At 37.9% G+C, this 14851-nt stretch carries 11 protein-coding genes and 1 pseudogene; 8 read left to right on the top strand and 4 right to left on the bottom strand.

Annotated elements, in window-relative coordinates:
* The first annotated feature begins 122 nt into the window (after nt 1-122).
* Entirely contained in the window at nt 123-623 is a 501-nt protein-coding gene (locus LC455_RS00620; RefSeq protein WP_317851404.1) for a DinB family protein, read from the top strand.
* A 120-nt stretch (nt 624-743) separates the two neighbouring features.
* On the opposite strand, the gene LC455_RS00615 is transcribed toward LC455_RS00620, so the two are convergent.
* Nucleotides 744-1619 (bottom strand): DMT family transporter, encoded by an 876-nt coding sequence (locus LC455_RS00615; protein WP_223587633.1) that lies wholly within the window; start codon nt 1617-1619, stop codon nt 744-746.
* A gap of 390 nt (nt 1620-2009) precedes the next feature.
* On the opposite strand from LC455_RS00615, the gene LC455_RS00610 reads away from it, so the two are divergent.
* The 3 genes from LC455_RS00610 to LC455_RS00600 all read left to right on the top strand — a co-directional run bounded on the left by LC455_RS00610 (nt 2010) and on the right by LC455_RS00600 (nt 7951).
* Nucleotides 2010-2366 (top strand): hypothetical protein, encoded by a 357-nt coding sequence (locus tag LC455_RS00610; protein WP_223587632.1) that lies wholly within the window; start codon nt 2010-2012, stop codon nt 2364-2366.
* A gap of 91 nt (nt 2367-2457) precedes the next feature.
* A complete protein-coding gene (locus LC455_RS00605) occupies nt 2458-7374 on the top strand; it encodes a DUF4132 domain-containing protein (RefSeq protein WP_223587631.1) in 4917 nt (1638 codons plus the stop codon).
* 241 nt (nt 7375-7615) lie between these two features.
* Nucleotides 7616-7951, top strand: coding sequence for a hypothetical protein (locus LC455_RS00600; RefSeq protein WP_223587630.1), 336 nt, complete (start codon nt 7616-7618; stop codon nt 7949-7951).
* Nucleotides 7952-8172: 221 nt separating this feature from the next.
* Here the strand turns inward: LC455_RS00600 and LC455_RS00595 are convergent.
* Nucleotides 8173-9000: pseudogene (locus LC455_RS00595) on the bottom strand (manganese catalase family protein).
* Between the two features lie 120 nt (nt 9001-9120).
* On the opposite strand from LC455_RS00595, the gene LC455_RS00590 reads away from it, so the two are divergent.
* Nucleotides 9121-10137: a DUF3231 family protein gene (locus tag LC455_RS00590; RefSeq protein ID WP_223587629.1), complete on the top strand. Its 1017-nt coding sequence runs from the start codon at nt 9121-9123 to the stop codon at nt 10135-10137.
* A gap of 82 nt (nt 10138-10219) precedes the next feature.
* On the opposite strand, the gene LC455_RS00585 is transcribed toward LC455_RS00590, so the two are convergent.
* The gene (locus tag LC455_RS00585) at nt 10220-11593 is read right to left on the bottom strand and encodes an aminotransferase-like domain-containing protein (RefSeq protein ID WP_223587628.1); all 1374 of its coding nucleotides are present in this window, start codon (nt 11591-11593) and stop codon (nt 10220-10222) included.
* A gap of 149 nt (nt 11594-11742) precedes the next feature.
* Between LC455_RS00585 and LC455_RS00580 the strand changes: the two genes are divergently transcribed.
* The 3 genes from LC455_RS00580 to LC455_RS00570 all read left to right on the top strand — a co-directional run bounded on the left by LC455_RS00580 (nt 11743) and on the right by LC455_RS00570 (nt 13695).
* A complete protein-coding gene (locus LC455_RS00580; protein WP_223587627.1) occupies nt 11743-12654 on the top strand; it encodes a DMT family transporter in 912 nt (303 codons plus the stop codon).
* Between the two features lie 189 nt (nt 12655-12843).
* Complete coding sequence (locus LC455_RS00575; protein WP_223587626.1) at nt 12844-13005, top strand: DUF3934 domain-containing protein; 162 nt, start codon at nt 12844-12846, stop codon at nt 13003-13005.
* 303 nt (nt 13006-13308) lie between these two features.
* Nucleotides 13309-13695 (top strand): DUF192 domain-containing protein, encoded by a 387-nt coding sequence (locus tag LC455_RS00570; protein ID WP_223587625.1) that lies wholly within the window; start codon nt 13309-13311, stop codon nt 13693-13695.
* A gap of 350 nt (nt 13696-14045) precedes the next feature.
* Here the strand turns inward: LC455_RS00570 and LC455_RS00565 are convergent, their stop codons facing one another.
* Entirely contained in the window at nt 14046-14753 is a 708-nt protein-coding gene (locus tag LC455_RS00565) for an SDR family oxidoreductase (protein ID WP_223587624.1), read from the bottom strand.
* Between the last annotated feature and the right edge of the window lie 98 nt (nt 14754-14851).

Here is a 14851-nt window from a genome sequence, read left to right as displayed (position 1 = left end):
ATAGGACGCCTGCTTAAAGCTAGGGCAGGTTTGTTGAAAAAGTAATCGAAAATTGAATAATTAGTTACATATACAAAAAATTTAAAAAGTTTTAGATTTGAGTTAATTAATACAAAGGGGGAATTAAACTGAGCGAACTTAAACTGATTAATTCTTACAAAAACGAGCTTCAAAATTACTCTTTGGAACAGCTAAGATATAAATCTGAAGAAGCGGTTTGGTCTATTGGGCAAATGTATGACCATTTAATCCTTGTTGCCCATGAGTATCTAGATAATTCGGAAACATGTGCCACCTTAAAAGATGAACAACCCCTTGGGAAAACGGAGTTTGGTGAGCACTTATTTAAGATCGGAGGGTTTCCACCAATTAAAATTAAATTACCGGATGAACTAAATACTCCACCTAATAATTTAGATAGCGAACTTATCAGCAGAATGGATCAAGTAATTCTAAGGTTGAGACAATGGGAATCAAAAGTGGATCATATAAACCCAAATTATAAAGTAAAACATGGAGGGTTCGGATGGCTGAATGCAAGGGAATGGTATGATTTGGTTGGAATGCATTTTCGTCATCACTTGCGCCAAAAAGATGAGTTAGAACTAAAACTTGTTAAGTGACTGGTGTGTAAGTTGAATATAGGATTGTTTTGAAGAGCCTGTTTTCTTAATTAAGAAGAATTCAATTATTTCCCTACAAAAATCTAAACCCCCTTCAGCTTTAATTGAAGGGGGTGAATATTAATCTTGCTGTTTAATAACGAATAAAACACCTATAAGGATTAAGATAGATCCTATCCAAAACATTACTCCTATGGTCTCTCCTAAAATAAGCCACCCCAGCAATGTTCCAACCACGGGTTGAAAAAAGAAAAATATTCCCCCGCTTGAAGCATTAAGCATTTGTAATCCACGGTTCCAAAGTAGAAATCCACCTGCTGTTGAGACAATACCTAAATACAAAAGTCCCCCCCAGATCGTTGGGTGACTCATTTGAGAAATATTAATTTCGTGTAACCGTGGCAAAACAAAAGGAGTCAACACAATTAGGGCTACCAGGATTGAATAGGTCGTTACCACAATTTGTGAATAGTCACTTGGAAGACGCTTAACAAGTACAGACATAAGTGCCCACGTTAAAGCAGCAATCAGTAGCCAGATGCCTCCAAGTTTACTGGATACATCCAAATGACCGACTCCAACGATAAGAAAAACCCCAACTGTTGCTAAACAAACGGACAGAATCTTCTTTAAGGTCAACCGTTCTTTTAGTAGTAAGCGAGCAAATATAACCATAAACGCTGGGGTAGACGAAGTTATAATCGCTCCCATTTGGGCAGACGATAGCATTGTTCCAGTTTCCTGAGTGACAATTGAAATGGCGTTACCAATAATTCCAATGGCTATAATTAATAAGAAATAACGTTTCTCTATACGCCAATTTTGCTGTGTGACGAAGCCGACAATAAGGAGTGCCACAATAGCAACCAAATATCTTAACCACACAAGTTCCAGTGGAGCTACGACCGCTACTACAACTTTGACAACCACATACATACCGCCCCAAATACTGGAAGCCAAAATCAAAAATAAAGAACCTAATAAGGTGTTTTTCAATTTTTTATTCCCTCCGTAGTTTAATTAGGTCAAAATGCCCCTAACGGAGAGATGTAGCCACCCTTACTCCATTAAGAGCAATAGTGTGCTACTGGTACATCGTTTTCAAATAATGGAGTCCAATACAATTTACTTCACCTCTAGTCCGGTTTATCTAATTAAATATTTAATTTATTTTAACAAAGAATTGTGAAAATTTGTACTTAAACAAACGGACAGGTTTGTCAAAGAAGCAATCAAAGAAATTTATTAGAAAAAGCAACAATAACATATATTGAAATGATAATATTTAATAAAAATGAAATATTGAGGAAATTGCTTATGAACATTTACATATCACTAAAATCCCTAGCGAAACGCAAAAACTTCATCACAAAACAATCATACGAGATGCTAAAAAAACCAAACACACTAAGAGAACTTATTACCCAAGTGGTAACACAAAACGTCGAACCGTTCAACAAAAAAGCTATCAATCCAGAAACACCACTTATTAACTTTCTTTCCAACTCAGAAATCGAGCAGCAAGCCCAAACCGGAAAAGTAGGCTTCCAAACACTATATAATGACAAGCAAGCAGATCTAACGAAAGCAATCGAAACCGCCATTCAAGCCTTTGAAGACGGATTTTACCGGGTGTTCATAAATGACGAAGAAGCTGAGAAGCTAGATACCCCACTAGAGGTAACAGAGGACGCCGAAGTCGTGTTCATACGCCTGACAATGCTCACGGGCCGGATGTGGTAGGATGACTGAACTAAACAAGAAGGACGTTCCTGTGGCTCAAAATGAAACCAGGAGAACCGTCCCCCAGGTCCACTCAAAGGAGGATACCTAAATGACGATAGAATCAAGCGAAAATAATTTGATAGATTATGAAGCAAAGATCGCAACACTCGATGAAAAGGATCAAAAGCTAGCAAGGCACATCCTAAAGTACATGCAAACGGATTATTATAACCAGGAACGACATATTCGTCGCTTCACCAATACGCTCAATGAGCAAGCAGAAACTGACCAAGACAAGCTCAACCGGCTAGTGGACTTTACGCGGAATGTACTCGGCGATTACCACGCTACTGTCATGAAATACATCATCAATCACGCAACCGAGTATTCCTACTCAACGGGCTATGACCGGAGACCATTCCGCACCAAAAACATAACAGCCCACTTAAACAGAATCATCGAAAAGTGCGCATCACTCCATGATCTAGCAAAATACAACGTTACCATCATGGACATTCTTACAAACCGGCACCTTGACCTAAACAACCAGGTAACCAGCGACATTATCGCCTTCGAGCTAGACCAGCAAAACGACGACGTGCTAAGCGCACTTAAAGAAGTCATCTATGGTGACAACAACACTGCCCTCCTCACAAGAGAGATGATAAAGGGCATGCTGCTCAGCCATCGTGAGGAAGCCTATACCATCATCGGCGAGCTTCTTGTGGCAGCGAGACTTCAAGAGGGTCTCCGCCAAAACATCGTCGAAACTATGGATGAAGGCACACTAGCGGCAACAACACACTTGCTTAACGTTATCCTTGACAACAACCTAATCCGATATAGCTCTGTTGTTAGAGCAATCGACGTGTGGACAGGCTTAACCCTTGAGGCAGAGCAGGCCCGCGTTACCAAGCAAATGATTCAATACATCCATGAATGCCTAACAAATCCTGACCTCCGCAAGCGGTGGCTGCAGAGTGAGGATTTGAACAAGCTGTACACAAGTCTATGGGCAAGTGCAGTAATCGAAGAGGAGGACCTCAACCACCAGGTAAACGCGCTTATGGATAACGGCGAAACCTATCAGAAGATAGTCGCCCAATATATGCTCGTCCAGAGTCAGAACGACCTGCTCAAGTACACGATTGCCTCCAAGCATCTAGACGAAACAGACCAGGAGCTACAGGTCTTTCTGCTCTCTAACTATACGTACGAGTGCTATTTTTCGTGGAACTGGAACCGTAAGACCAATCAGTATATTCATAAAATCGAGTTCGAACGCATTCCGGCACTTGAAGAAAGGTCCGAGCGACTACGCCAGTTCACTCTTTTAAAAGCAATGTTAGACACTGCTCCTAAAAAAGAAATAACAATCAAATCCAGGGTTTTCAGTGGCTTAGAGGTAGCGTACTCTGCTGACTCCATCGTAAAAAAGATGCTTTACCTGATTGCCTATGATATGGACCAGGGACTCATCAAGCAAATCATCGAGAAAAAAGACATGTACGACTCAGACACGAGAGGCTATTTACTCGATTGCTTTACTCAAGATCAATCTAACCCTGCTCAACGGGAGTATATTTTTGCATGCTTATCTGATAAAAGCATGACCAATCGTGAAAAAGCGATGACACGGATCCTAGATTTAACTCTCGCACCAGACGAAATAGACAAAGTTGAAGCAATCCTAAAATTAAAAACAGGAAACCTCCGTCAAAGTGCTATTAAGCTTTTACTAAAGCTAGTAGACGAAAAACTAGAAGAATCATTAGACCGACTTTTAACAAGTAAAAGTGAATTGCAACGGGTCGGCGGACTTGAAATGATCTCAGAGTTAAAAGACGCATCGCCGGAAAAATTCAAAAAGGTAAAAGACAAATGCAAGGTTATCAAGGCTCCGACTGAAAAAGAAAAGCTATTAATCGGCAAGCTTACAACAAAAGAGGAATATAACTTAAAGAACGGTTTCGGTCTATACGATCCAGAAAAACAATGCAAGTTGCCAACTGACCATATCCCAAAAGTCGAAACCAGTAACGTGTTCTCGACCGATTTTACAAGAATCCAAGAGATCCTAACTGGCCTTTCCGAGTTAATTCACGAGCATCGCGAGCACGAATATGAAGTCGATTGGTATGGTTATAAGGAAATGCACCTAGTGGGTACAACTCTAAGACGAGGTCAAAACGTCAACATGCAGGACAAGCGGGAGGGAATCGATGACCTGCCACTAGCTGAGGTTTGGGAGGACTATTTTAAAACAACAAAAATCACTACACCAGAGCTTATCGAGCTAAATGTCATGTTCAGTTTAGACCTAGTGTATCGCTATTATTATAAAAGGATTAACAGCTGGGAAATGGATGACTATAAGAAGCCAACTGATTGGCGCAAGGAGTTTCTCGATAGCGTTTATCCATTAAAGAAGGTAAAGGCATTCTATACCTTTGCACCTGAGCTTCTTTATTATAGTCAGATGAACGAAATTGTATCGTCTTATTTCCAGGACCTTAACAAAGAAGACATATTCGAAACAGCAAGTGGGATGCTTCATACGATGATTGAGGCTATCCCTGAGGAGAAGCGGAAGTCAGAGCGCCAGATGTATCAGCTTATTGCATTCCCGTGGCTAGATTGGGCAAAGGCAAATGTGTATGATGAGGCATCCAACAAAACCTACTTGCTTCTATTATATAAGTTATACACTATTAATAACTTTAAAAGATTTGGTCCAGACCTTGAAGAGCTAGTCCGAGCCTATGATCTACAGCTTATTGACGAGAATGAACTGACAAAAGAGTTATTAGGAAGAGAGAATAGTAGAGATCACATTTTAGATCTAACAAATGCGAAGAAGGGCATCACGAAAGAGCATCCTTCTATTGAGCCGATAAAAGAAAAGGTCATCGCACGTATCCTTGATATTGAACTGAAGCGTGGTGACCTCCAAACAGAGGTCACTCCACATGCAACAGGTATCATGTATTACGAGGGAATGGAGTATTTGATAACGTTATTATCAGGGCTCGATAAAGAATCGTTCGTCCGTGGCTATTTCTATTACTATGACAATATGAATATAACAAAGAAGGAAGCGTTGAGCCACTTACTACAAGTTTGTCACCCGAAGGAGGGCGAGAACGAGGAGCTACTGGCACAACTTGTAAAAGAAAAGAAGATCGCTGACAAACGTTTACTTGAGGCTGCGATGTATGCACCACAATGGCTAGATATTGTAGCAGCATATTTAAAATGGGATGGGCTAAAGAGTGCATCCTGGTATTTCCATGCGCATACGAACGAATCCTTCTCTGCTGAAAAGGAAACGATAGTTGCGCACTATTCACCGATCACACCAGAGGAATTCCATGATGGTGCCTTTGATATTGATTGGTTCAAAGAGGCTTACAAGCAATTAGGTGAGGAGCGCTTCAATATTTTATATGATTGTGCAAAATATATTTCAGCAGGTGCCAACCATCGCCGTGCCCAGCTTTTTGCTGATGCGACACTTGGTAAGCTAACCTTAGAGGATATAAAAACCTCCGTTGAAACGAAGCGAAACAAGGATCATTTGCTGTGCTACAGCTTGATCCCAATCGAATCAGCAAACACGAATGATGTCTTACAGCGCTACGAGTTCATACAGAAATTTTTAAAAGAAAGCAAGCAATTTGGAGCACAGCGACGTGCAAGTGAAGCAAAGATTGTTACGATTGCACTAGATAACCTCGCTCGAAATGCAGGGTTTAAGGATGTAACAAGACTACGCTGGGAGATGGAAGCGCGGAAAATGGAAGAGGTCCTGCACGTCCTAGAGCCAGTGGAGATTGACGATATGACGGTTCAGCTAGTGATTGATGTAAATGGGAAGGGTGCCATCAAGATCATCAAAAACAACAAAGAGCTGAAATCCGTCCCACCAAAATACAAAAAGCATGAATACATCTTAGAGCTAAAAGAAGTAAACACAGGGCTGAAGGAGCAATATAGCCGAGCAAAAGCGGAACTTGAACGCTCTATGGAGCTAGAAACACCATTCACAATACAGGAACTCGTCAACATGATGAAAAATCCAGTTGTTGCTCCACTTGTGAAAAAGCTTGTGTTCAAGGCTGGTGACAAATTAGGCTTCTTTACTGGAGAAGAGCTTCAAACTCCAACAGGGGAAAGCTATCAGCTTCAAACAGACGATAAAGTTACAATCGCTCACCCGGTTCACCTATATGAAAGCGGCAGCTGGAGTGACTACCAGCGGTATCTATTTGATCAGCAAATCAAGCAGCCATTCAAACAGGTATTCCGTGAGCTATACCAACTAAATGCAGACGAAGAAGCAGCGGGAACAGAATCCAGACGTTATGCAGGATACCAAATTCAGCCAAAGAAAGCTGTTGCCTTGTTAAGAAATCGCCTGTGGACCGTTAACTATGAAGAAGGACTGCAAAAGGTCTATCATAAGGAAAACATCATTGCAAAAATCTATGCAATTGCAGACTGGTTCTCACCTTCTGACGTCGAAAGCCCAACCCTTGAAACGGTAGAATTCTTTGACCGAAACACCTATAAAAGCATAGAGTTAAGCAAAATACCAAAAATCATCTTATCTGAAACAATGAGAGATGTAGACCTAGTCGTAAGTATCGCCCATGTTGGCGGCGTTGACCCAGAAGCAAGCCTAACAACAATTGAAATGAGAGCAGCCATCCTACAGGAATCTCTAAGATTGATGAAAATTAACAATGTAAGGATCGAAGGAAACTTCGCAATGATCAAAGGAAATCTCGGGGAATACGGTGTCCACTTAGGTAGTGCCATGGCCTACAAGCAAGCAAGTGGAAACCTGAACATCCTACCAGTTCACTCGCAGCATAGAGGAAAGCTCTTCCTGCCATTCCTAGATGAAGATCCAAAAACAGCGGAGATCCTATCAAAGGTCATGATACTTGCGGAGGATAATAAAATCAAGGACCCAAGTGTGTTGGAGCAGTTAAGACATACGAAGGGGGCGAAAATTCAATAAGAATTCAATTAACGTGTCCTTTTGTTTTATAATAGAAATTATCAATAAGCCGAAAATATGCAAGTTTTTACTCATTTCTTGCATTTTTTCGGCTTTTTTACATTCAAAAAACATACTGCCGTAGTTCACTGCGGCGGTCTTATTTCTTACTGTACTAACCGATGCAGTTTAGTTGAAGGTTATATTATTTGTTTAGATTTAATAGAATGTAACAATTTGGTAAATAAATAGGAGGTTACTTATGAAAAGGAAATCAGTATTTATTTTTGTAGTTGTAGGAGTGCTCATACTATGTATTGGATTTATGAAAGACTTGGGAAGCACAGAAGTATTGGCAAAAGAACAACCAATTTCAGAAAGTGTATTTTTAGGACAAGCAGATATTGAAGAGGGGGACCAATATAGAATTGTAACAAGAGAGGAACAAGATATACGAGAAAACAGTCCTAATGAAAATGGGAATCAATACACAGTTATAACAGTTACAGAACAAAATAGGGTAGAGAACTCTAAGGCTTTATCAGGATTTGTTCCGCAAGAAAATGGACATGGCCTCTTTTTTAAAAAAGATAAATAAGCTTAAAATAGTTATTAGAATATGGGGATTTAAGTTCAGGAAGGATTGCTGTGGCAATCCTTTTTGTTGCTTATATTATCTAACTTATTTAAAGAACCCGAAAATCTTTTTGGGGAAGGGGAGACTATGAGGGATAAACCAGAAGTGACAATTTAGCCTTTCTCGCTATGGTAAGGAACAATTTAAAACAAAAACAGTCCTGGAATTACGATTAACATAATTCAGGGTTCATTTGGCATATCAGGGAATTCGGGAAAGGGATAGCCACTTGGCGGTTCAACGACTGAAAGATCTCCGCCATTCCTACTTGGAGTTGTCCCTTGAAAGATTTCTCCAATGCGCGTGTTATCAAGGCGGAAATTGAATTGTGCATTATGGAATCCCATTTCCACGTATTTACGACATTCTGGATATTTGTTTAAATCATAATTGGGAATGGGAAATAGTTTGCCCCAATTAACACATAAAGTTTCTAACGCTTTTGCAAAAGCATTTTGGTGAGCATTATCACGAACAAATAGAAACGCAATCGTCTCCCTTAATGTTTTATTGTTACTCATCTCGTAAATTCTTGACTTTTGAAGAACACAGTGGATTCTAGGATAACATTATTTAGAAGGTTTGCAGCTAGATTCCCATGGTCATATACCCATGATCCATTCTACGGATTACCTCCTGCATCAACTGGAAGTGAAGACTTGGCTTCCATAATATAATGGTGTGGATTGGCACCAGATTGTATAACATCATCCAATGGAGCACCTTCAGAAGCTTGGTTACCTGGCAAGTTTTCACCAGAATCATTTAATAGTTGATTAATGGTCGATTGAACTAGTTCAACATGGCTAAGCTCTTCAAGAAATATCCCTCTAATTAAGTCACGATAAGGTTTTGCTTTTCCTCTGAAATTCGCACTTTGGAATGAAAACTGCATCATTGTTCTCATTTCACCAAATTGACCGCCTAGTGCCTCTTGCAACACTTTTGCGGCATGAGGATCTGGTTTATCAGGGACAATCATATTAATTAAGTCCTTTATAAAAGTACATGATGAGCTTTTTCAATTGCTGGGCTCATATTCTGCACAGTTGGTATTAAGGTAACTAATACATACTATACGTAATTTATGGGGAAGGTATTTTTTAGGATATCTTTTTTGGAGGTTACTTATGGAAGAAAAGGGAAACCAGATTAGGCTAACAGCAGGTGAGATTGCTCAAATCTGGATACAATACTTAAATGATAGTTCAAGCATATGTGTACTTTCGTTTTTTTTAGAAAAAGCTGAGGATGAAGAAATTAAGCCTCTAATTAAATATGCTTTAGATTTATCTCAGTCACATATTCAAAAGATTACAGCTATTTTAAAAGAGGAAAAAAATGTAGTTCCATATGGTTTTAGTATAGAAGAGGATGTAGACTTATCTGCTCCTAGACTTTATTCTGACAGCTTTGTACTTAATTTTATAAACCAAATGTCTAAGATTGGTCTCATATCATATGCTGGAAGTGTAGCAGCATCTGTAAGAAATGACATTAAAGACTATTATATGGAATGCCTTGCCGAAACAATGCAATTATATAAAATTTCAACGGAATTATTATTGTCAAAAGGATTATTTATCAGGTCTCCAAGCATGCCTAATTTAGAAAAGGTTGAATTTGTGAAAAAGCAATGGTTTATGTTAGATGTGTTTGGAGAGAAAAGACCATTAACAGCTGCTGAAGTTGACAATTTATTTGCCAATCTCCAACGAAACGCTTTGGGAGTTGCGACACTCACTGGATTTAGTCAGGTTGCACAAAATAAGGATGTAACACAATTCTTTTTAAAAGGTTTAGAAATTGGGAATAAACATATTAAATTATTTAGAGGAAAGTTAGAGGAAAGTAAACTCCCTGGACCTATGGGATGGGATTCAGAAATAACTAATAGTACTGCGTATACATTTTCTGATAAACTTATGATGTTCTACACATCTGGATTGGTTACTTTGAGCGTAGGGTTTTACGGTACAGCTGTCAGTCAAAGTCCTAGAGGTGATATTAGTGCAATGTATAACAGGCTCTCCTTAGAGGTTCAGTTGTATGCTGAAGATGGAGCTAATATTATGATAAAAAATGGATGGTTGGAACAGCCTCCAATGGCATCGGATCGCGATGAACTAGTTAGGAATAAGAATTAATTATAAACATATTTAAAAGTCCTTCTGTAAAAAGCATAAGGACTTTTATCATTTCCTATGATACAAAGATGTCTTATTGACTTTAATGATAAGATTTAAACGAGAGTGGATTGTATTTCTTTTTTTCACACATATCGATTATATAAGTTGCTAATTGTTGAATTCCGAGATTTATCTTATCTTCATTTACTTGTGAAATGCTTAGTCGAATTGCTTGCTGTTTGTTTTCAGCTAAGTACATTCTAGAAGCGTTGTCCACATAAATATGTTTTTCATGTAATAGGTAAATCAATTTATTGACATCTATATGTGAAGGCAAAAAGATGGTGAGATAAAAACCACTTTTTGGCTTTGTAAATTGTATATAGTTCGGTAAATACAATGAACAGGCTTCTAATAATGTTTTCATTTTTTTTATGTACAATTTTTTTACGCTTTCTAAATGATATTGAAACATGCCATTTTTTAAATAGATTTCTAATGCTCCTTGTGAAAGTGGCGATGAAGTGAAATCAGTGCTAAATTTATAGCTTACGAAGGTGGGAATCATTTTTTCAGGGAGTACAACAGTAGCAATACGTAGCCCTGGCAAAAATACTTTCGAAAAACTCTTTACATAAATGACTCTTCCGTTAGGTTCATACGCAAACAAAGGGTCTGCTTTTAAATCCGTATCTAACTCTGCTAAGAAATCATCCTCTACAATGTATACATCGTATTTTTCTGCAAGAGCAACAATTTTTTTCTTTTCTTCATTTGTATAATGATGCCCAAGTGGATTATGGCATCTTGGAATGATGTAAAAGAATTTAATATCATTGGTTCGAAATAAGTTCTCAAGCCTTTCAAAATCAATCCCCTCCATTGTTAATTCAATTCCTAATGTTGTAATGTGATTTAACTGTAAGGTATCTATCATTCCAAAGTAAGTAGGCTGCTCAATTAATACATTCTTTTTCCCATTTGGAAACGGCATGACGGACAAAATGTGAAGCGCTTGTTGTGAGCCGGAAGTTATAACAAGTCGTTCAGGTTTCGTGAATACTTGTAAATGTTGTAGATACTTCGCAAGCTCCTTTCGCAAAGAAAAAAGTCCTTGTTGCTCACTATAAGTAAATAATTGCTCTTTATAATGGTCAATCGCCTGGTTCATACAATGCTGAAAGTCCCCATAAGGCATAATACGTTTATCTGGCCCAGCAGATAAAAAATCAATATCTTTTTCATTCGGACTGGGTGTTTGATAATAATCAACAACGTAATAGCCACTTTTGGGTTTAGCATAGACAATATGTTGTTGTTCCAATTCCAGTAATGCCTTTTCAACCGTATTTTTACTACATTGAAATTGTTCAGCGAGCAGCCGGATAGAAGGTAATTTATCTCCTGCTTTAAACTGCTCATCCTCTATTTGTTGTATCACCCATTCTAAAATACCCTTATATTTTGTTGTCATATATATTCTCCTTAGTATCTGTCCCATGACAGATGTGGATTTTTACTGTATTAAAAAGAGTTTATATCAATTACAATCATGTTTAATTGCCTATTCCTTTTAACCATGATTATGGAATACATTTGTATGTTTGTGAAGGGGGAATTTGAATGGAAAACAATATAAAAAGAGGAATGCTGATCGGCTTTATTGGCATAGTTTGTTTTAGTCTTACATTACCAGCTACAAGTATTGCTGTCCCTTATTTCGGTGAGACAATTGTTGGGTTGGGTAGGACAGTTATTGCAGCAATAATCGTAAGTATCATTCTTATCATAAAAAAAGAATCATTACCTAATAAAAAACAATTGAAAAGCTTAGGTATTGTTGCAGTTGGTGCTGTACTCGCCTTTCCGTTATTAACAACATTTGCAATGAAATCACTGCCTGTTTCACATGGCGCAATTGAATTGGCTTTACTGCCACTAGCGACAGCTGGTTTTGCTATGTGGCGTGGAGGAGAGCGACCTTCTAAGCGCTATTGGATTGCGAGTTTTATTGGTGCGATAGCAGTGCTTCTTTATGCGGTGTATTTAGGTTTAGGTCAATTGCAAAATGGGGATGTTGCACTAATTGTAGCTGTCTTAATACTTGGATTAAGTTATGCAGAAGGTGGAAAACTATCAAAAGAGATTGGCAGTTGGCAAGTCATCGCTTGGGCTATATTAATTGGAGCCCCGTTTTTTATTATTCCTGTTGGCTTAAGCATATCATTAAATATGTTACAGGCGCCTATCGAAGCTTGGATAAGTTTGATCTATTTAGCTGTTGTAAGCCAATTTTTAGCATATGTCGCTTGGTACGGTGGGATGTCTTTAGGAGGGATTGCAAGAGTTGGACAGATTCAATATTTACAGCCCTTTTTAATGATTGGATTTTCTGTATTGTTCTTAGGAGAATCGATTACATGGCTAACGATTGTTTTAGCGATTGTTGTAGTGATATGCGTAATAATTGGAAAAAATGCACCTGTGATAAAGAGTGAGTCACATCATAAAAATAGTGTAATTAGAAGTAGATGATTTTTATATAAGGGCCGCAATTTATGATAATTCACCTGCCGAAATAATGTTAGTTTATTTTCTACACAATAGTATGGGAGACTGGATGGATGTTATTTAATGCAATATGAGTGGTTAATAACCGAGTAAAATGATTAAAACTAACCAGAAAATAGGTAACTCAACCTAGAATAATAATGGGGTGATTTTATGAGTAAAGCTAAAGGAAAAGGTGGTACAGGGAGAGGAACAGACAAGAAGGGTTGGAATCGTTGGCAAGCTAGTGCAAACAAAAAAAAGAGTGCAAAACCTTATATAAGTAAAGGTATAAAAAAAACGGATGTTGAAAATGACCCCACGAGCAATGGTTAAAGTACTTAACCGAAAAATAGCGAATACTGAATAAATACAATTATTTAATGACCCAACGTGTGCGAGCTCCTTTAAAGGAGTTCGCTTTTTCTTTTCAGCTTATATATTGTTGCTGTAATTAATGAAAACAATGTATTTAATTTAAAACCATAGAATAAGTATTAGGAGTGAAAAGTAGCTTTCCTATTTATTTTTTCTTCTTGTTTTCTTTATTTCGAAAACAGGAAATTTCAATCTCATAATTTCTTTTTAAAAGATATCAAATTTCTTTCCTGCTTAAATAATACTCAAAGGTGAGTGAACATGAAAAATAGAATAAGAACAAAAATGATAAAAATACTCAGTGGAAACAGGGAAACTAGCTTAACCGTTCAAGTTGCAGATACTAAAAGAAAAATAAAAAAGGGCTTAATGTTTGTTGAAAAATTACCCGAAAACGAGGGGATGTTATTTGTGTTTTCAGAAAAAAGATATGGTGGCTTTTGGATGAAAAACACATTAATTCCTTTATCTATTGCTTTTCTTGATACAGATGGGAAAATTCTAAAAATACTAGATATGGTTCCTTGTAAGGAGAAAGAATGTCCTAGTTATAATCCGGAACTTTTTTATCATTATGCTATTGAAGTGAATCTTGGATGGTTTGAAAAGAATCAAATCAAAGAAGGGGATTTTGTAAAGCTTGATTAAAATCATCTCACCTTTATGAGTTCTTAAAGGTGAGGTGATTTTTTAATAGATATTAATGCTAATATTACTGAAAAGTCGTGAAGAAATGTACTTAAACAAACGGGGTCGTTAATTGAATAAGAAAACTAAAGGCCGCTGAAAAAAAGGTGGTCTTTAATTTTATCTATAATTAGAACGTTTGATATCTGCTTTAATATTTGGAGCTGTAGTAGTTTCTAATCATTCACTACTGACAGCCCAGGAGAAATTTTGGTCTAGCGGAAACTCATTTTTTTTGAAGAGAGTAAAATTTGATACGTAAGCAAATTGCATGCTGCTACGTTATCGTACATCTGTGTAAATATAAACTGTTACCAATCGATTTGTTTCCCATCTCTAAAAAATTTTCCGTTAGGTCCTTCGGGTCCTATCGTCGCTAACCAGAGGATTGACTCAGCAGCTTGCTTAGGAGTTCTTGGAGCAGATGGCCCACCCATATCTGTACTTACCCATCCAGGATCGACCGCATTTATTTTGATATCACCTTGGATTTCTGCCGCTACCAATCGTGTCAATCCATTTAGGGCAAGTTTAGACAATTTATAAGAGCCGACTCCATGATATTGCATTTCGCTCATGGCTCCATATTCCGAGGAAACATTAATAATTCTCCCATAACCTTGTTTTTCCATGAGGGGAATAAAGGATCGGATCACATGGTATGCGCCGAAGAAATTCGTTGCCATCGTCCTCTCCAGAATGGAAGGATCCATGGCCACTAACTTTTGATTCTTATCCAAATACACGCCAGCATTATTAATCAACACGTCTAATCTTCCGAATCGCTCATTTACTGTAAATGCTGCTTGATGGATGCTTTCTTGATTATCTACATCTATCACCATAAACGAAACGTCCAGATTTGAATCCTTTAGCTTCTGTGTAGCTTTATGACCCATCTCTGGATCCCGGCTCGCTAAAATGACACGAAAACCGTCCAAAGCCAATTGTTTGACCAACTCATATCCAATTCCTCGATTCCCACCGGTGACAAGCGCAACTTTTATATCGTTTGACATTTTTATTCCTCCATTTTTTTGCCGAGGGATAGGGCAGATTTTTTCATAGCCAAAAATCTAATAAGATAGTAGGACAGGAGACATCCAAAATGAACAGG

It is taken from the genome of Neobacillus bataviensis, from assembly GCF_019969725.1.
The sequence above is the reverse complement of the archived record's forward strand: the minus strand, read 5'-3'. Positions and strand labels throughout refer to the sequence as shown.